General features: G+C 69.6%; 15 protein-coding genes. 8 read left to right on the plus strand and 7 right to left on the minus strand.

From position 1 onward, the window contains the following. Positions 1 to 155: 155 nt before the first annotated feature. Entirely contained in the window at positions 156 to 758 is a 603-nt protein-coding gene (locus tag ACFYPN_RS31205; protein ID WP_389302929.1) for a gamma carbonic anhydrase family protein, read from the plus strand. A 179-nt stretch (positions 759 to 937) separates the two neighbouring features. Here the strand turns inward: ACFYPN_RS31205 and ACFYPN_RS31210 are convergent, their stop codons facing one another. From ACFYPN_RS31210 to ACFYPN_RS31225, 4 genes are all read right to left on the minus strand, one after another. Then, the gene (locus ACFYPN_RS31210) at positions 938 to 1,519 is read right to left on the minus strand and encodes a GNAT family protein (RefSeq protein ID WP_358760420.1); all 582 of its coding nucleotides are present in this window, start codon (positions 1,517 to 1,519) and stop codon (positions 938 to 940) included. Then, positions 1,500 to 2,222, minus strand: a complete 723-nt coding sequence (locus ACFYPN_RS31215) for a lasso peptide biosynthesis B2 protein (protein ID WP_358760354.1) — start codon at positions 2,220 to 2,222, stop codon at positions 1,500 to 1,502. Before ACFYPN_RS31215 ends, ACFYPN_RS31210 begins: the two co-directional genes overlap by 20 nt. Beyond that, positions 2,219 to 4,030 carry an albusnodin/ikarugamycin family macrolactam cyclase gene (locus ACFYPN_RS31220; protein ID WP_389302933.1) on the minus strand — a complete coding sequence of 604 codons (1,812 nt, stop codon included), beginning with the start codon at positions 4,028 to 4,030 and terminating at the stop codon, positions 2,219 to 2,221. Before ACFYPN_RS31220 ends, ACFYPN_RS31215 begins: the two co-directional genes overlap by 4 nt. A 72-nt stretch (positions 4,031 to 4,102) precedes the next feature. Beyond that, positions 4,103 to 4,246 carry an albusnodin family lasso peptide gene (locus ACFYPN_RS31225; RefSeq protein WP_358760358.1) on the minus strand — a complete coding sequence of 48 codons (144 nt, stop codon included), beginning with the start codon at positions 4,244 to 4,246 and terminating at the stop codon, positions 4,103 to 4,105. Positions 4,247 to 4,378: 132 nt separating this feature from the next. Here ACFYPN_RS31225 and ACFYPN_RS31230 point away from each other — a divergent pair, with 132 nt between their 5' ends. Together ACFYPN_RS31230 and ACFYPN_RS31235 are read left to right on the plus strand one after the other, a co-directional pair. Further along, positions 4,379 to 5,704 carry an XRE family transcriptional regulator gene (locus tag ACFYPN_RS31230; RefSeq protein WP_389302936.1) on the plus strand — a complete coding sequence of 442 codons (1,326 nt, stop codon included), beginning with the start codon at positions 4,379 to 4,381 and terminating at the stop codon, positions 5,702 to 5,704. 5 nt (positions 5,705 to 5,709) lie between these two features. Continuing rightward, positions 5,710 to 6,228, plus strand: coding sequence for an NUDIX domain-containing protein (locus ACFYPN_RS31235; protein WP_389302938.1), 519 nt, complete (start codon positions 5,710 to 5,712; stop codon positions 6,226 to 6,228). 55 nt (positions 6,229 to 6,283) lie between these two features. Here the strand turns inward: ACFYPN_RS31235 and ACFYPN_RS31240 are convergent, their stop codons facing one another. Next, positions 6,284 to 7,537, minus strand: coding sequence for an alginate lyase family protein (locus tag ACFYPN_RS31240; RefSeq protein ID WP_389302941.1), 1,254 nt, complete (start codon positions 7,535 to 7,537; stop codon positions 6,284 to 6,286). 127 nt (positions 7,538 to 7,664) lie between these two features. Continuing rightward, positions 7,665 to 8,999, minus strand: a complete 1,335-nt coding sequence (locus ACFYPN_RS31245) for an MFS transporter (RefSeq protein WP_389302944.1) — start codon at positions 8,997 to 8,999, stop codon at positions 7,665 to 7,667. A gap of 83 nt (positions 9,000 to 9,082) precedes the next feature. On the opposite strand from ACFYPN_RS31245, the gene ACFYPN_RS31250 reads away from it, so the two are divergent. Further along, the gene (locus ACFYPN_RS31250; protein WP_358760363.1) at positions 9,083 to 10,054 is read left to right on the plus strand and encodes a LysR family transcriptional regulator; all 972 of its coding nucleotides are present in this window, start codon (positions 9,083 to 9,085) and stop codon (positions 10,052 to 10,054) included. 191 nt (positions 10,055 to 10,245) lie between these two features. Here the strand turns inward: ACFYPN_RS31250 and ACFYPN_RS31255 are convergent, their stop codons facing one another. Next, a complete protein-coding gene (locus ACFYPN_RS31255) occupies positions 10,246 to 12,912 on the minus strand; it encodes a S8 family serine peptidase (protein ID WP_389302948.1) in 2,667 nt (888 codons plus the stop codon). A gap of 468 nt (positions 12,913 to 13,380) precedes the next feature. On the opposite strand from ACFYPN_RS31255, the gene ACFYPN_RS31260 reads away from it, so the two are divergent. The 4 genes from ACFYPN_RS31260 to ACFYPN_RS31275 all read left to right on the plus strand — a co-directional run bounded on the left by ACFYPN_RS31260 (position 13,381) and on the right by ACFYPN_RS31275 (position 17,891). Next, the gene (locus ACFYPN_RS31260) at positions 13,381 to 14,469 is read left to right on the plus strand and encodes a peptidase M10 (RefSeq protein ID WP_389302951.1); all 1,089 of its coding nucleotides are present in this window, start codon (positions 13,381 to 13,383) and stop codon (positions 14,467 to 14,469) included. Positions 14,470 to 14,497: 28 nt separating this feature from the next. Beyond that, on the plus strand, positions 14,498 to 14,872 hold the full coding sequence (locus tag ACFYPN_RS31265) for a DUF6281 family protein (RefSeq protein ID WP_389302954.1): 375 nt from the start codon (positions 14,498 to 14,500) through the stop codon (positions 14,870 to 14,872). Between the two features lie 401 nt (positions 14,873 to 15,273). Further along, positions 15,274 to 16,605, plus strand: a complete 1,332-nt coding sequence (locus ACFYPN_RS31270) for a nitrate/nitrite transporter (RefSeq protein WP_389302956.1) — start codon at positions 15,274 to 15,276, stop codon at positions 16,603 to 16,605. A 143-nt stretch (positions 16,606 to 16,748) separates the two neighbouring features. Continuing rightward, on the plus strand, positions 16,749 to 17,891 hold the full coding sequence (locus ACFYPN_RS31275) for a uroporphyrinogen-III synthase (protein WP_389302959.1): 1,143 nt from the start codon (positions 16,749 to 16,751) through the stop codon (positions 17,889 to 17,891). Positions 17,892 to 17,942 lie beyond the last annotated feature (51 nt).

A 17,942-nucleotide genomic window follows, 5' to 3' on the forward strand; every position in this document is an offset into this window, starting at 1 on the left:
GCGAGTTCGCTCGCGGGGCAGAGGTTTTTTCGCGTCCGGGGGCCTTCTCCCCGGGGTAAAGCCGTCTCGACCCGTGAAACCGCCCCCGGCGTTCCGGAAGCGGCGTTCCGGAAGTGGCGTTCCCGGGTGGTGCATGCGTGGTGCATGCTCTCGGCATGCTCATCGATCATGAAGGCGTATCGCCCACCGTTCATCCATCGGCCTACGTGGCTCCGACGGCGACCCTCTGCGGGGACGTACGCGTGGGCGCCGGGAGCCGGGTGCTCTTCGGTGCGGTACTCACCGCCGAGGGCGGACCCGTGGAACTCGGCGAGGGCTGCATCGTGATGGAGAACGCGGTCCTGCGCGGGACGGCCCGCGACCCGCTGCGCCTGGGCCGGCAGGTCCTGGTGGGCCCCGGCTCGTATCTGACCGGCTGCACGGTCGAGGACGACGTGTTCCTGGCCACGGGCACCCGGGTCTTCAACGGCGCCCGCATCGGCACCCGTACGGAGGTGCGGATCAACGGGATCGTGCACCTGCGCACGGTGCTGCCCCCGGATACGACGGTGCCCATCGGCTGGATCGCCGTCGGCGATCCGGCCCAGGTGCTTCCGCCCCAGGAGCACGAGGCGATCTGGGCGGTGCAGAAGGAACTCGACTTCCCCGGCTACGTCTTCGGGCTGGACAGGCCCGCGGACGGCGAGAGCATCATGCCGGCGGTCTCCGAACGGTTCGGCCGCGCCCTCGGCCGTCACCGCGGCGACCGCAGGGTGTGAGCCTCCAGGGACGAGCGGTCGGCCCCCGCTGGGCGATCAGCGGGGGCCGGCCAGTGGTGCGGATTGTCGTGCGGTCGGTCAGATCCGGAGCAGACCGAGAGACGGACGAGTCGTGCCGGCTGCCTCGCGGCCGGGTAGAGCCTTGTCCCGCCGCCCCTGCTCCTGTCCATCTCCTCGGATCAGGTGGCGAACAGAGACTTCACGGAAGAGGGGCCAGAGAATTCGGAGGAAAGCGCGTCCATGATGATCTCGTCGCACACCTCGCCCAGCCAGTAGCCGGATTCCCTGAGCGTCCCTGAGCGATGGAATCCCGCCTTGAGATAGGCGTTGACGGCCGCCGTGTTCGGGGCGAGGACCTTGAGCCACACCATGCGCAAGTTGGTCACGTGAAAGGCATAGTCGAGGGTGAGTCGAGTTGCCTCTCGTCCCAAGCCGCGGCCACGCGCGTCCGAGGCAAGCATGATCACGTACTCGGCTGTACGGACGCTGTGATCCGGGAGCAAAGTCGTCACGCCCACAGGAACTGGTGCTCCGGAGGCCAGTTCGTAGATCGTGAAGCGCAGGTTGTCGCCGTGGAGCTGTTGGGTCATCCCGTCGGTCCGGGCTTCCAGGGACTCCGGTCCCTGACGCCCGTATCCGACGAGGAGGGCGGGGTCTTGCTCCCATCGCCAGTAGGTCTCCAAGAGATCGGGCCGGTAGGGGCCGAGGGCGCATGGCGGTGAGCTGATCCAGAGGATCGGGTCAGAGGCGATGGCGGGGATCTCCGATCGTGAGGACGGGCGTGTACGCCCGAGTCGAGTAGGGCTCGCCTACGGCTTCTCCGTCCCATGTCTCTACCCAGGCATGCAGTCGTACGGGGTCCGGAGCAACACCGTGACACCATGTCACCCCGAGGCGCCGAGCGGAGAGAAGCAGGACAACGGCAGCCGATTCTTCCAAACACGCTGTTCGGCCCGGAGAGAGCCACCCCACCCGGCGTACAGCGTCGCTTGCACTTCTGACCTGCTCTGCTGATGCGGGCAGGCGGCCAAGTGATGACGCCCAGTCCAACGTCTTCGTCAGGCGCCTCATCGTGGTGCCTGTCCGTCCCGCTCGCTTGACGGCGAACACCAGAGTCATGGCCGCCGCCGCTGCCAACCAAGGACCCCGTGAGGGGCGAGCAACGCCAGCCGCGTGTTCGGTGCTCCCCCAGCTCGATGACGGCGCCAGAACGACCACGGGCGCCTTCATCGGCCGAGGAAAGGGCGTGGGTGTCAGCAGCCCCATGGTCAGCAAGTACCGTGCCCCTGCCGTTGGCAAGGAGGCGGTGTGACCCGTGGTCATCACGTCGCGCCACTGGGCTGCCTTTGCGGGAAGTAGGCACCGAACCCGGCCTGTGCGGTAGTCGATGAGTACCAGCACATGGTTGAAGTCGATCGCGCGGATGTCCGGATGGGCGGAGGCGTAGGGAGGAACTTCCTTCATGTGGACGCCTGATCAGGTGTGTATCGCCAGGCTGGGACGGGTTCTCTGTGGTGCGCACGTAGCCAGGCTTCGACCGTCAGGGCCTGCTCGATGGATGCCAAAGGTACTGGGACGCCGACAGCCGCGTGATGGAGATGCCGTCGCAAGAGGGTGGGATCGACGAGTCCGAGGCCGGCGAGATGCCCATCGATCAGGGGCAGTAGGAGATGGATATTGGCACGCATGCCCACGTAGTGGTCGGCTTCGAAACTGCCTTTGGTGGCTCGGACTGACAGGGCAGCCGGCAGAAGATCGCCTACGGCTGCGATCAGGAGTGGTTTGTAGCTGTGGGGTGGCGATCTATGCGCCATGGGGTTGCGCAGGACCGAATCCACGACGGCAGCGTCAAGGAAAGGATTGTGAAGGTCGATGCCGCAGCTGGAGGCGAGTTCGCCGTCAGCCGCAGCGGTCCTGGCGACCTCGCGAATCTCGTCCACGAGTGTGCGGACCGAGGCGTCGAGCCCTGGAAGAGGATCTGTGCGGCGGGACATGTCGATGGCGGCGTCGGTCAGTTCCATGATGGCCGCCTCCCTTGCCCAGCCAGGCACAGGAGGCAAGGCGAACCACTGCAAGTCGCTTCGAGTGCCCGAGTCTCTTCTCGCGATGCGCTCGGCGAGCTCCGTCGCCGCTTCGGAACGGGGCGTGCGTGCCATGGTGATTGCGGCGCGAACAAGGGGTGCGACAGGAGCGCGTTGCAGCCGCGCCCATCCATACGTCTGCCTCATTGCTTGCCGCCAACGTCCTTGGCGGACAAGGTCGGAAAGATGAGCCGGAGGTTGGAACAGCACACTGTCACCGCCGTCGCCCGTCAGGTGGGTCTGTGAGCCGAGGTGATCACGCATCCACCGGAACTGGCCGATCAGTCGGGCCTGGGTCAACGTCGACGGCGCGGGTTCGTCGGTCGGTGGCACGCTGGAGATCTGCGAATACGGTCGGTGCTCGACGCCCATCGGAAGTAGGCGGTGCCGGATGCGGCTCATGGGGAGCGCGGCGACCATTCGGGCGTAGCGGAGGTCAGCACCGTCAAGCATTCCGGGCGGGTGGATGGTGACGGCGTTCAGGGAGAGTGGCTCAGGCAGGGCCAAAGAGGCGAGGATCGCAAGGGGAGAGGAATCGAGACCACCGGAAAGATCGCTGGTCAGATGCATGTCGCTCTGAACGCGTAGCGCTGTGCCTTGCTCCAGCGCTTGCCGAAGGCGGTGGTGGGCGGGTCGCTCTGGATCCGGATCGGGGCGCCAGACTGTCTGGTGACGAGGAACCGAACCGTCGCGCGGAAGCGCGATGCGGCTGCCGGGCGCGAGTTGATCCACCCCGGCAAAGTACGTCCGGCCTTCCGCCAGTGCGGGCACGGACGGCGCCAGAACGGCGCAAGCCAGACGCCGCTTGTCGAGCGTTGCGCCTGTGAGCGCAGCGAGTATCCGAGCGGAGGTTGCCCACGCCCATCCCGGTCCCCACCGCGTCGCGTAGAGAGGAAATGATGCCGCGGGGTCGGTGCGCAGCACGATTTCCTCAGGACCCTCCTCGATGACGGCGTAGCTTCCGGGCCACCGCCAGGTCACGTCAGGCGGCACGGGCCGGGTAACCAGGGCGCGCAACTGCTCGTCGTTTGCGCCGCAGAGACCGATCACCCATGTGCGTCGCACTCCGAAGACCGCTACGCGGGCACGGGTCCGACCCAAGCGCCAAACGGACGACGACGGGGAAATGCGAGAGGCTCCCAGAGGATGGGGCCAGGAAGGCCCCGCCGTGCTGAAACCACCTACGGACACAGAAATTCTCCACTGCTTGAGTTGATGTGGAAGTGGCCCCCGGACGCGCCAGGGGCCACCGTCATACGTCCCTCAGCTGTTGTAGGCGCGGCGCTTGTCCTCGCTGCTGCCCTTGCCCTGGCCCTCGGTGAGCTGGGCGGCATCGCCGATCTCGATCACGACATCCTCGTCGTCGTCCTCCGCTTTGCGGGTGGAGAACAGGTCGCGTGGGGGCACGTGTATTCCTCTCTTCGGGATTGGTTCGCCAGTCCTGTGGCACCGGGCGAAACGCGCCCGGCGACGGTTACCAGTCAAAGGGATGCCCGGTTCCGTGCGTGACTCCAAGGAGTGACTCCAACTTGGACCCGCGTGACTACGTTGAGCACTACTCAGCAAGTTGAGCACCAGACAACAGACAGTGGGAGGGGGCGACTGATGGGTCGGGTGCCGACAGACGCGCGTGAGGTTGTGGCGGGCCTTCTGGATGACGAGAGGTTGGTGCAAGCGTGTGCCCGGCGCGACATGGGAGCGCTGTTCACGTTGCTGAATCACCGAGGCATCAGCACGCGCCGTATCGCGGCCGCTGCGCAGATTACTCAGGGGAGGGTCTACGACTACATGGGCGGGAAGAGCCGTGTGGAGAAGCTCGCCATCTTCGAGCAGATTGCCGATGCCTTCCACATTCCGGGTCACATGCTCGGCCTCGCAGCCCGACCGTGGGAGCCCTACGGACTCAAAGGCGCAGAGCCGCCACTCCCAGCTACTACGCACGACGACGACAGCGACCTCGCCGCTCTGACCGCATTTCGGAATGCGGATCGTCACATCGGCGGGGGTCTGCTGTACGGCGCCGTTGTTCGCCACCTATCCGGAAGCCTGGGCCCTCGTCTGATGGACGTGGGCGCAGGGCCACGTATTTTCGCGGTAGCAGCCTCCATGACGGAGATGGCGGGATGGATGGCGCATGATTCCGGACACGATGACGTGGCGGCCCGTCACTTCGCCCGAGCGTGGGCGTTCGCCCAAGGCTGCGGCGACAGTGCACTGGCGGCGAACGTCGCTGCCAGCAGGAGCCACTTGGCGCTTCAGGGCAGCGATCCGGCCGCTGCCGCGCATTGGGCGCAACGCGGGCTGGACTCCCTCGGAGACGGCTCCCCTGTCCCCTCGCTCGTTTCAAGGCTGCACACGATGCGAGCGCGTGCCCTCGCCGTCTCCGGCAACTTCGGTCTCGCCAGTCAGGCGCTGGACCTCGCCCACCGTGCTCTCGACAGCCCCACACCGTCTTCGCACCCAGGGGTCAGCCCTTTCGATGCCGCGGCGCTGGCCAGCGAGTCCGCGCTCGTGCTCCGCGACGCCAAGCGATACGCACAGGCACTGGAGTACGCCGAGCGGGCCGTAGCCCTACGGGACGCCGAGAGGGCCAGATCCATGGCCCTGGCCCGCATCGCACTGGCAGGTCTGCACGTGAAGCGTGCAGATCTGGACGCGGCTGTGTCCACAGGAGACGAACTTCTTGATGCGCTGGGTCCCTCGCTCGGGTCGGTGCGGGTGATCCAGCATATGGATGATCTGAGCGCCGCACTGAGGCCCCACGGTGGGTACCAGCCTGTGCGGGACCTTCTGGAGCGACTCGGGCAGGCGCGGAGGTCCAGAATGTTTCTGCTCGCCGACATCATCGCCCCCGCCGGAGGCTGAGGTTCATGAGGCCTACACCCGCAGACCCCGCCGCCTGGAACGCCCATCTCGCGGAGGGCAATGCCACCCAGGCACGTAAACGGGTCGCGGCCGACGTGCTGGTCCGCGACGGGGCAGGGAGTTTTCTGCTGGTACGTCCTACGTACAAACCGGGGTGGGACCTGCCGGGCGGCATGGTCGAGGCCAATGAGCCGCCGCAGGTGGCCGCCGCGCGGGAGCTGCGGGAGGAGCTGGGGCTGACCGTGCGGCTGCGTGGCCCGCTCGTCGTCGACTGGGTTCCGCCGCACGGGCCTTGGGACGACCAGCTGGCGTTCGTCTTCGACGGCGGCGTCGTGGGCCCCGGCACCGTGGCGACGCTCCGGCCTCAGGACGAGGAGCTGTCGGAGGTCCGGTTCGTGGCCGCCGGGACCGCTGTGAGCATGCTCGGGGAGCGTATGGCCCGGCGCTTCTCGGCGGCGGTGGCCCGGCTCGGCTCCGGCCATCCGGTGTACCTCCACGACGGGCGGGCCGACTGGGCGGGGTGAGCCTCAACGGACGAGGGTCGGCCCGGCCCGAAAGGACCCGGCCGGCCCGACCCGGTCAGTTCGGGTTGTCGCCGTGCGTCAGGGTCTCCCAGGCCACGAAGAGGTTGTTGCTGCCCGCCGGGCGGTTCTGCTCGGTCAGGGCCTGTGTGTTGGTCATCGCTATGCCGAGGCGGTTGTGCAGGGCGTTGTACCCGACCTCGGTGACGGGGCCGAGGCCGAGGTTGAGCGAGCCGCCGCAGAGCCAGCTCGGGACGGCCCCGCCGCGCTGGTACGTGGACTGGAAGCCGAGGGCCTGGCGCAGCCGCTCGCCGACGTCCGTGCCGTAGAGGTCCTGGCCCTGGATGCGGCTGGTCTCCGCGATGTGGGAGATGGCCGAGATGCCGTAGCCGGTGTGGGTGAAGTCGCGGCAGGTCTCCTGGGTGAGGCCGGTGACGAAGGTGGACTGGCCCTGCCAGTAGCTGACGATCTTCGCGGTGGTGTCGAGGTTCTGGCTCGGTACGGTCCTGGGCACCGCACCGTCCGAGGCGAGGTAGACGTAGGCCGCCGTGCGGGTGCGGAACTTCGCGAGGGCCTTGTCGTAGGAGGTCTTGTCCTCCAGGAAGACGGAGATGCCGACGGCGGCCTCCATCATCGACAGCTCCCAGTTGCCGTTGGAGTTCGAGCCGTTGATGACCTGCGGCAGATAGACGTTCCGCAGCATGGTCGCGAAGCGGCCGGAGTTGGTCCAGCCGCCGGTGTACGTGTACTTGATGATCTCGGCGGCCTTGGGCCACGAGGAGCCCGCCCAGCCGGTCTGGAGCGGGGCATTGCTGTTGGTGTGGCTCGTGATCGTCCCCGACCAGGCGTCCATGAGCTCGATGGACTTCTTCGCGTACCGCTCGTCGCGGGTGATGTACCAGGCGAGGGCATCGGTGTAGGCGGCGATCGCGTCCTCGCGCTCGTCCGTGCAGCCGTTGTCCGGGTTGGAGTAGGAGCCGCACTCGACGGTCGCGCGGGGCTTTGCGGTGCGGCTCAGGCTGGCGTAGCCGCTCGCCGTCATCTGGTCGTACGCGCCCTTCCAGGGCTGCGCGCCGGCGGTGACCTGGGCGCGGGCGAAGTCCAACTGCCCGCGGGAGACGGTCACCCCGGGATGGGTGAAGGTGGCGGGTGCGGCCTCGGCGCGCGGGGCGGCGGGCCCGGAGAGGAATCCGACGACGAGTGCGGCGGTCGAGGCGGCCACGGTGAGGAGGAGGGCGGGGCGCCCGGGACGGCGGCGGGTGGCGGACACGGGTGTGGGGGTGACGGGCACGGGTGTGGGGGTGACTGGCATGTGGGGGCCATCCGTTCTCGTACGTGAACGAAGCGCTGGGGGTTGAACACGCCTGCTGGCCGGTGACCATAGGTACGGACCAGGAAGCCGTCAAGACCGCGCGCGAGAGCCCCAGCTCACCCGGTGTTCATGTGCGTGAACTCGACGGACGGCGGGTGCGGCGGCCGACGGCCCCGACGTGCCCCGACCGGCCCGTACCGACGGCCGAGACCACGAACGCGAGTCCGGCGGCACAGGCGGGGGCGGCGTAACCGGGGATCGTGCCGGCGTGCTCCACCAGCCAGCCGCCGGTGGCCGATCCGGCGGCGACACCACCGAGCAGCGCGGTCACCGCGAGCGTCATGCCCTCATTCAACTGGTTCGCGGGGGTGAGGCGTTGAACGCGCGTCATGCCGGTCACCATGGTCGGCGCGGTGGCGGCTCCCGCCACCAGCAGGCAGAGCGCGAGGACGGGGAGCGAGCCGGTGGTGGCGACCGCGAGCAGCGGCAGACACATCAGCGCGGTCATCGCGGCGAGGCAGAGCGTCAGCCTGCGGGAGAGGTTCCGGGCCGGGCGCAGCGCTCCGTAGAGCAGACCGGCCACGCAGGAGCCGGTGGCCTGGAGGGCGAGGACGGCGCCCCCGGCGTGCGCGATCGAGACGACCTCCATCGTGCCGAAGACCGCACCCGTCGCCAGGAACACGGCGAGCAGCGCCGGCATGCCGGGGGAGCGGAACGGCGAGCGCGCCCGGACGGTACGGGGGGCGACGGGGGGCTCCGTGGAGCGCTGAGCGGCGAAGATCAGGATGCCGGTCATCATCAGCACCGCCCCGGTGACCGTCCCCGCCTCCGGGAAGAGTGTGCCGCAGAGGGTGGCGGCGAGGACCGGGCCGAGCATGAAGCAGAGCTCGTCGGCGGCCTGTTCGAAGGAGTTGGCGGTGTGCAGGGCGGCCGGGTCGTCACGGAGCAGGTGCGACCAGCGGGCCCGGGACATTCCCCCGGTGTTGGGGGCGGTGGCCGTGGCGGAGTACGCGACGAAGAGGGTCCAGGCGGGCGCGTCGAGACGCACGCAGAGCGCCAGGGCGAGGGCGCCGAACGCGGCGAGCGCCGTGGCGGGGACCGCGATCCTGGCCTGACCGTGACGGTCGACCAGCCGTGCCGTCAGGGGTGCCACCACGGCCGTCGCCACCAGGCCCGTCGCGGTCACCGCCCCCGCCAGGGCGTACGAGCCGCGCGAGCCGGCGATCATCAGCACCGCGCTGACGCTGAACATCCCCATCGGCAGCCGGGCGAGCAGGTTCCCCGCCGTGAAGGCTCGGGTGCCGGGGGTGCGCAGCAGCCGGAGATACGCGTTACGGGGAGCGGGCCCCAGGGATATGGGGGAGGCGGCCGGCGAAGAAGAAGCGGCGGGCGGGGCTGGGGCTGGGGCCGCGGTAGGAGAGGAGGAGGTGGGCGCAGTGGTGGCGGGGGCAGGGTTCGGCACCCCGACAGCGTCGGCCGCGCACCGCGGTCCGGTCCAACACCGGCTCGGGCCCGACTCACGCGTCCGTGTTGTAGATTCCCCCGGTGACCGTCCCCGACCTCGATCCCCGGCTGCTGCGCGCGTTCCTCGCCGTCGCCGAAGACCTGCACTTCACCCGGGCCGCCGCCCGCCTCTTCGTGGCCCAGCAGGCGTTGAGCCGGGACATCCGCAGGCTGGAGCGGCTGCTCGGCGCCGCACTCTTCGTCCGCACCACCCGGCAGGTCGTCCTCACCCCGGACGGAGAACGGCTCGTCCCGCACGCGCGCCGGGTGCTCGACGCGCACGCGGCGCTGGGCGCCGCCTTCGCCGACGCGGCGGCCCGGCCGCTCCTGGTGGACGTGAACACGGACGGGATGACGGCGGCCCGGGTGCTGGACCGGGCACGCGAACTCGCCCCGGAGTGCGAGCTGATGGCGCGCTTCGAGTCCGGCCTCACCTGGGCCGCCGGGGAGATCCTCGCCGGACGGCTGGACGCCTCCTTCGGCCGCGCCGGCGGGCTGGACCCCGCCGTGCGCGCGGGGCTCCACGTGCAGCCGGTGCGTTACGAGCCGATGGCCGTTCTGCTGCCGTCCGCTCATCCTCTCGCGGCACGCGAGGTCGTCGCCCTCGCCGATCTGGCCGGGGAGACCGTCTACGCCGGGGCGGGCAACGCGCGCACCCTGGAGTGGACCGACCTCGCCGCACTCCTCTTCGAAGAGTGGGACATCCGCCTGGCACCGCCCACTCCGCTTGCCGTAGGAGTGGCTGAATTCCAACGGGTCATGGCGAAGACGGGGCACCCGGTGCTCGCGGTTGTCGGTTTTCCTCCGCTTCCGGGCACGGTGCTCCGGCCTCTCGTACGCCCCGTCCCGCTCTCCCCGCTCCTGCTGGTCCACCGGAAGGGGATGCGGCACCCCGGGCTGGACGCACTCCGTAGGGCTGCCGTGCAACTTCAGTCGTCGGAGGGGTGGATGGTACGACCCCCTGATTCGTGGCTGCCCGAAGCGGACGCGTCCACGATGGCGTCCCAGGGGTGAGGAACGGCCCCGTCGGGGGTCACCACCGTCGGCGTCGTGCGCCGCGTGCCGCACCTGCGGGGTCCCCCTCCGGCCCGAATCGCGACGGAAGCAGGCGCCCCGCTCCGGCCGGCGGACGCGGTTGGCGGGACCAACAGCGTCTGCCGTGCGGAGCGGGGCGCCTGTCAGGGGGCGAACTCCCTGGGAAGGGTTCAGCTGAGTGCGGCGACCTCGGTGGCCGTCAGCGTGCGCGGGTAGACGTGGACATCCGCGACCTTGCCCGGGAAGGCGTCGTACGGGGAAGTGGACGAAGCGGAGTTGACGCAGCCGCCCACCGTCAGGGGCAGGCCGGAGTCGTACTGCGGGGTCATGTTGTGGAGGGAGTCCTGGAGGACGCCGTTCTGGTAGACGCTCATCAGGCCGCTGGTGGAGTCGCCGCTCACCGGCGCCTTGTAGGTAGCGACGATGTGCGCCCAGGTGCCGACCGGTCCGGAGTTGGTGTCACCCTCGATGCTCACCCAGTCGGTGTCGTCCTCGTTGCTGGTCGTGGTCTGGAACATCCAGCCCTTGTTGCCGGGGTCGTAGCCGATGTAGAAGGCCTGGTGCTGGGTGGTGCCCTGGCAGATCGCGGTGGCGGCCACCGCGGAGTTGATCTTGACCCAGGCCGAGACGGTGTAGTTCCCGGTGGTGTTGACGGCGGCCTGCTTGCTCTTCAGCAGGCCGGTGCTGCCGTTGAAGGAGGCCGAGCCGGTGAGACCGCTACCGGTGGGCACGTCGGTGGTCCAGCTCGCGCCGCCGGAGAGGGTGAGCGGGTTGATGCCGGCGGTGTCGGTGCCGGCGGTGCTCAGCTTCCACCGGTCCTCGGGCATGCCGGCCGTCCACCCGGTGGGAACGGTGGTGCTGGCCTTGCCGGCCTGGGCGGCGTCCATCGCGTACGGGTAGACGTGGACGTCGGCGACCTTGCCGGGGAATGCCTTGTACGGAGTGGTCTCGGTGGCCGAGTTGACGCAACCGCCGACGGTCAACGGCGTGGTGGGGTCGTACTGCGGGGTCGTGTTCAGAGCCCTGCCCTGGTAGGTGCCGTTCTGATAGAGCGTCATCAGACCGGTGCCGGAACCGCTGACCGGAGCCTTGTAGGTGGCGACCAGGTGTGCCCAGACGCCGACCGGGCCGGTGTTGGTACCGCCCTCGGCGGTCACCCAGTCGTTGTTGGCGTCGTTGGTGGTCGTGGTCTGGAACATCCAGCCCTTGTTGGTGGGGTCGTAGCCGAGGTAGAAGGCCTGGTACTGGCTGGTGCCCTGGCAGACCGCGGTGGCCTCGACGGCCGAGTTGATCTTGACCCAGGCCGAGACGGTGTAGTCCTGCGTGGTCTTCACGGCGCTGGTCCTGCTCTTCAGGAAGGCGGTGCTGCCGTTGAAGGAAGCCGCTCCCGCCAGGCTGTAGGGCGCGTCGGTGGCCGCGAAGGTGGGGCCGCCGACCGAGGTGAGCGGGTTCGTCCCGGCCGTGTCGGTGCCGTTGGTCGCGAGCTTCCACGCGTTCTCACCGGCAGGCGTCGGGGGCTGGGTCGACAGGGCCGCCGCGTCGAGCTGGATCCGTGGGGTGGTGGTGCCCGCGTAGGTGATGGGCTTGCCGGTGCTCTTCAGGAGCGCTTCCAGCTGGGCCACCGTCTTGGTGGGGTAGGCCTGGTGGAGTACCGCGAACGCGCCGGTGACGTGGGGAGCGGCCATGGAGGTGCCGCTCAGGTCCTCCCAGGCGTTGTCGCGGACGGAGGAGACGATGTCGCTGCCCGGGGCGAAGACGTCCACCAGCGGGCCGCGGTTGCTGAAGTAGGAGATCTCGTCCTGCTTGGTCGTGCTGCCCACCGAGATCGCCGAGGAGACGCAGGCGGGCGCGGTGACCGCCGTGGCGGAGCCGCCGTTACCGGCGGAGACGACCGTGGCGACACCGGCGGCGTAGAGCGCGTCGATGGCCGGCTTGCGGATGTCGGTGTCGCAGGCGGCCGTGAACTGGGTGCTGCCTCCGAGGCTCATGTTGGCTGCCGCCACGGGCATCCCGGACTGCTTCATGTCCAGGACCATCTCCAGGGCGGAGAGCTGGGCGCTGGGGAAGCTCAGCACGCAGGGTGCGGCATCGAGACCGCAGTAGGCCTCCGAGTCGATCCGGCTGAAGACCTGGAGGGCGAAGATGCTCGCACCGGGGGCGACACCGGCCGCCGGGGCGTCGGCGACGTTCTGTCCGTTGCCGGCCGCGATACCGGCGACGTGGGTGCCGTGGTCGCAGTCGAGGGAAGCGCAGGGGCCGGCCTCCGAGTCGGCGGAGCCGGTGCCTTCCTGCTGGTCGGTGCCGTCGGGGCACAGGCTGGTCGCGCCGTAGCCGGCGTCGATGGGCGAGAAGCACGCCTCGGAGGTCACCCGTCCCGCCAGGAAGGGATGATGGGTGGCGACACCGGTGTCCAGGATGGCCACCACACTGCCCGCGCCGGTCAGTCCGGCGGCCCGGGTCTTGTCACCGCCGATGAGCGGAACGCTCTCGGCCAGCGTCGGGCGCTCCGGCCGGTCCTCGGTCACACTCACCACGCCGGGCTGGGCGGCCAACTGGTTCAGGTCCGCCGCGTCGACCCGCATGGTGACCACCGGCAACCGGTGCAACTCGTTCACCACTTCGCCGACCTGGGCGGCGTCGGGAAGATCGGCCCTGGTCCGGGTGGTGACGTTCACCCTCACCGTCTCCCCGTCGGCGACCCGCCCGCTCAGTGCTTGATCCACCTTCGCGGTCGGTGCCGGGCCGCTGGAGTCCAGTGGATCGGCATGGGCCGGTGCCGTGCCGATCGCCACGACCGTCACCGCCAGGGCAACGGTGGACCATATGGTTCTTCTCATTTCGCTCCATCTACAGCGCGGCCCGTCAAGGCCGCGGGATAAAACAGCAATCGCGAAACTCCCGCCACCCTCTGGGCGCGGGTAAAGCCGCGCATTGCGTCGCGGCATGACCAGGACGCGCCGGGCGTAAAAGCCGTAGAGGTGCACGGACGGTACGGAATGCCGGACCGTGTGAGAAGTCCGCCCCCCCCAGGCTTGGATCTTCACCGGACGCCCACAGAGAAAAGCAGTCCTGAGTGTGCGCCGTCAATGACCTGCAATTCTTTGGGTTCCAATGCCCTGAACCGCCCCACCGTGTCCCTCCTGGCCGTGTTGTCCACCCGGAAGTTGGCCGGAATTGGCTCGGCTGGAATTGTTCTACCGCAAGTGATCTCCAGGCCGCTAGCTTCACAGGGCATCAAAAGGATCTTCACATAAGTGGACAAGTGGGGGTAGAAAGTGGCTCGTAACAATCGAAGAATCGCCGGCGTGGGAATAGCGGCAATGGCTCTGGCGGCGTCGTTCTCGCTGATGGGCGGTGGCGCGTACGCCGATGGGGGCGGACTTGACGGACCGCAGGTCTGTCCGCCCGCCAGCGGAGACCTGACCGTCAGCACGCTGCCGGCGGGCACGTCGGTGGTCAGCTGCCCCGTGGTCGGCCGCGTGGTCACCTTCGGCGGTACCGGCGTGACGGTGCCGGAAGCGAACACCGCGGTAACGGTGGACGTGTTGACCACCGACGGCGAGTCGCAGGGCTTCACCCTGGAGGTGTCGGCGGACGGCGTCGTCTCCTACAACCTGGACGAGTCGAGCCCGGACGCCCCGACCGGCGGCATCGACGCCGTCGACAGTCTCGGGAACCCGAGTACGACCACGGACGACGTGACCGACGAGCCGGACACCGTCGACCCGGACGCGCTGGACTCCTCCTCCGGGGTCGAGCCCGAGGTCCCGGACCTGGACTCCACCAGTGCCACCGGTGCGTGCAGTGACGGTGCCTACTCCACCAAGGACCTGAAGGAGTACGGCACCTACAACTGGTACATCGGGGACGGGGGCATGCCCGGCGGTCTCTCCCGCAGCAGCGCCCAGGCCGCCTTCGCCGACGCCATCAACAACATCACCGGCAGCTACAACAACTGCGGCTACGGCGACTCGGTCTCCGCGAGCTCGCACTACTCGGGCACCACCACCTACGAGGCTGACATCAACAGCAACTCCTCGTGCACCTCACGGGACGGGAAGAGCACCTGGGACGCCGGCAACCTCAAGAACGGCGTCGTCGCCACGACCTGCTCGTGGTCCTGGCCCACCCCGGGAGTCAAGAACGACCTCCGTGAAGCCGACGTCCGGTTCAACACCAACGACTACAACTTCACCAACTCCCCGACCAGCAGCTGCTACAACCTGTACGACATCCGCTCCGTCGGAACGCACGAGGCCGGCCACGCCTTCGGGATGGGCCACGTCGGCTCGGGTCACTCGAACCTGACGATGTACACCAACTCCTTCACGTGCTCGACCGCGGCGAGGACGCTGGGCAAGGGAGACGTCCTCGGCCTCCGCAGCATCTACTAGGCAGGGAATGTCCGTTGGGGAGGACAGGATGAACGTGGCTCGCTGTACCTCGGGAGTCGTGCTCACGGTGATGTCGGTGGCCGCGTGTTCCTCGGGCAGCAGCGAGGGAGGCTCGGCGTCGTGTGCCTACCGCGTCGCCTACGAGGGGCGGATCTACCGGGACGTCTCGAAGACGGACGGCCCGGTCGGGAAGAAGCTCGGCTCGGCCACCGTCCCTCCGTGCGAGGAGAACGACGGCGGTGACGAGGCGGAGCAGGAAGTCGTGACCGTCTACGAGATCGACGGGGTCGACCCCGGGATCGCTGTCGCGGTCGGGGACACTCCCGACGGGACACGGACTGTCGCCGCCTACTCCGGCACCCGGCTTCCTCCCGAGGTGAAGAAGCTGATCGACGGCGAGTGAGCCTTCTCCTCCTCACGCGGGGCCTCCTGGCAGGCCCGGGACCACCGCCCCGGGCCTGCGTCACCGGGGGCCCTGTCGTCGCGTCCACCCGACGACCGAGAGGCCGGGCGAACCGGCGTCCGGCCGGATCGAGGACGTCGCGGCGGACAGCGGGTCACGGCTCAGTCCGTCCGGCGGTTCCTCCGCGCCCGTACGGGTGTCCGCGGCACCGGCCGGTCGGCCGGTACCGGCCCGTCCGCTCCCGTCCGTCCGCGGACCGCTCCCGCACATGACGTCCTTCTCACCGGGCCGCACCCGGCCCGGTGAGAGCAAGGTTGCGCACCGGTCACCTCGGGGCACCGCACGGTAACCCGCACTCCCTAGCGTCGGAGTCAACACCCCGACCCCCGTGGAGGCGCGTGATGGCTGGCCGTTGGATCGAGCACTGGGACCCGGAGGACGAGACCTTCTGGCAGGAGAAGGGCCGCCCGGTGGCCCGCCGGAACCTCTGGTTCTCCGTCCTCTCCGAGCACATCGGATTCTCCATCTGGTCCCTCTGGTCCGTGATGGTCCTCTTCATGGGCCCGGAGTACGGGATCGACCCCGCCGGGAAGTTCTTCCTGATCTCCACCGCCACCCTGGTCGGAGCGATCGTCCGCGTCCCGTACACCTTCGCCGTCGCCCGGTTCGGCGGCCGCAACTGGACGGTGTTCAGCGCCCTTTCGCTGCTGGTGCCGACCGCAGCCGCGTTCGCGGTGATGGAACCCGGCACCTCGTACGGCACCTTCGTGGCCGTCGCGGCCCTCGCCGGCATCGGCGGCGGCAACTTCGCCTCCTCGATGACCAACATCAACGCCTTCTTCCCGCTGCGCGAGAAGGGCTGGGCACTCGGACTCAACGCGGGCGGCGGCAACATCGGCGTCCCCGTCGTGCAGCTCATCGGCCTGCTGGTCATCGGCACCGCCGGCGCCACCCACCCCCGGATCGTCCTCGGCGTGTACGTCCCGCTCATCGTGGTCGCCGCGCTCTGCGCCGCCCGCTACATGGACAACCTCACCCCCGTACGGAACGACACCGGGGCCGCCAAGCAGGCGGTGCGCGAGGCGCACACCTGGATCATGGCCGTCCTCTACGTCGGCACCTTCGGCTCCTTCATCGGATACAGCTTCGCCTTCGGCCTGGTCCTCCAGACCGAGTTCGGCCGCACCCCGCTCCAGGCGGCCTCCCTCACCTTCATCGGCCCGCTGCTCGGCTCACTGATCCGCCCGCTCGGCGGCCGGCTCGCCGACCGGCACGGCGGCGCCCGTATCACCCTGTGGAACTTCGCCGCCATGGCCGCGGCCACCGGCGTCGTCGTCTACGCCTCCGGCGCCGAGTCGCTGCCGGTCTTCCTCGTCGGGTTCATCGCCCTCTTCGTCCTGTCCGGCCTCGGCAACGGCTCCACGTTCAAGATGATCCCGGGCATCTTCCACGCCAAGGCGATCAGCCGGGGCCTGCGCGGAGAGGCGGCGGCGGCCGAGGGACGGCGGCTCTCCGGGGCGGCCATGGGACTCATCGGTGCGGTGGGCGCGATCGGCGGGCTCGCCATCAACCTCGCCTTCCGCCAGTCCTTCCAGACCTCCGGAACCGGAACCGCCGCCTTCTGGTCCTTCCTCGCCTTCTACGCGGTGTGCTTCACCCTCACCTGGGCGGTATACCTTCGCCGCCCGGTGACCGCGACCGCCACGGCCCCGCGCGGCCTCGCGGAGGTCTGACGGGCCTCCGGGCGGCCACCAGGCGACCAAGGACGTAACGGGCGGGAAATACGGGGGAACCGAGCCTGTCACGCGGGATTGGCAGGCTCGGTCCACCGCACAGCGGCAGCGACCGCGGGAACGAGAGCCGGGTAGATCACGCCATGCAGGAAGACGAAGCGACGCACGGCCCCCTCGCGGGCTACACGATCGGAGTGACCGCGGCCCGGCGGGCCGGGGAACTCGGCACGCTGCTCCAGCGCCGCGGAGCCCAGGTCGTACAGGCCCCCGCCCTGAGGATCGTGCAGCTCGCGGACGACAGTGAACTGCTCGCCGCCACCAAGGAGCTGATCGCCCACGCCCCCGACGTCGTGATCGCCACCACCGCCATCGGCTTCCGGGGCTGGGTGGAGGCGGCGGACGGCTGGGGCATCGGCGAGCAGCTGCTGGACCGGCTGCGCGGCGTCGAACTCCTGGCCCGCGGCCCCAAGGTGAAGGGCGCCATCCGGGCGGCCGGACTCACCGAATCCTGGTCGGCCGCCTCCGAGTCCATGGCCGAGGTGCTGGAACGGCTCCTCGACGAGGGGGTGGAAGGCCGCCGCGTCGCCCTCCAACTGCACGGCGAACCGCTCCCCGGCTTCGCCGAGAGCCTCCGGGCCGCCGGTGCCGACGTCATCGACCTGCCCGTCTACCGCTGGATGCCGCCGCAGGACATCGCCCCGCTCGACCGGATGCTCGACCTCACCGCCGCCCGCGGCCTCGACGCGATCACCTTCACCAGCGCACCCGCCGCCGCCTCCTTCCTCGACCGCGCCCAGACCCGCGGGATGGCCCCCGAGGTGCTCGGCGCCCTCCACGACGACCTGCTGGTCGCCTGCGTCGGCCCGGTCACCGCGCTGCCGCTCCAGGCCCGCGGCATCGGGACCGTCCAGCCCGAACGCTTCCGGCTCGGCCCGCTCGTCCAACTCCTCTGCGCCCAGCTCCCCGCCCGCTCCCGCACCCTGCCGGTCGCGGGCCACCAGGTCACCGTGCGCGGCCACGCGGCACTCGTCGACGGGGAGCTGCGCCCCGTGCCCCCCGCCGGGATGGCCCTGCTGCACGCGCTGACCCGCCGCCCCGGCTGGGTGGTCTCCCGGGCCGACCTGCTGCGGGCGCTGCCCGGCAGCGGCTCCGACGAGCACGCCGTGGAGACCGCGATGGCCCGGCTGCGCACCGCGCTCGGCTCGCCCCGGCTGATCCAGACGGTCGTCAAGCGCGGCTACCGACTCGCCCTGGACCCGGTGGCGGACAGCAAGTACGGCGACTGAGCCCCGCCGCCGCCGACCTACGGGCCCCCGCCGACCTACGGGCCCCCGCTG

The sequence above is a fragment of the Streptomyces sp. NPDC005576 genome (assembly GCF_042871745.1).
Classification (GTDB): Bacteria; Actinomycetota; Actinomycetes; order Streptomycetales; family Streptomycetaceae; genus Streptomyces.

Coding starts and splice junctions, on each gene's coding strand:
- ACFYPN_RS31205 (WP_389302929.1), top strand. CDS start 156: ATGCTCATCGATCATGAAGGCGTATCGCCCACCGTTCATCCATCGGCC.
- ACFYPN_RS31215 (WP_358760354.1), bottom strand. CDS start 2,222: ATGAAGGAAGTTCCTCCCTACGCCTCCGCCCATCCGGACATCCGCGCG.
- ACFYPN_RS31235 (WP_389302938.1), top strand. CDS start 5,710: ATGAGGCCTACACCCGCAGACCCCGCCGCCTGGAACGCCCATCTCGCG.
- ACFYPN_RS31240 (WP_389302941.1), bottom strand. CDS start 7,537: ATGCCAGTCACCCCCACACCCGTGCCCGTCACCCCCACACCCGTGTCC.
- ACFYPN_RS31255 (WP_389302948.1), bottom strand. CDS start 12,912: ATGAGAAGAACCATATGGTCCACCGTTGCCCTGGCGGTGACGGTCGTG.
- ACFYPN_RS31265 (WP_389302954.1), top strand. CDS start 14,498: ATGAACGTGGCTCGCTGTACCTCGGGAGTCGTGCTCACGGTGATGTCG.
- ACFYPN_RS31270 (WP_389302956.1), top strand. CDS start 15,274: ATGGCTGGCCGTTGGATCGAGCACTGGGACCCGGAGGACGAGACCTTC.
- ACFYPN_RS31275 (WP_389302959.1), top strand. CDS start 16,749: ATGCAGGAAGACGAAGCGACGCACGGCCCCCTCGCGGGCTACACGATC.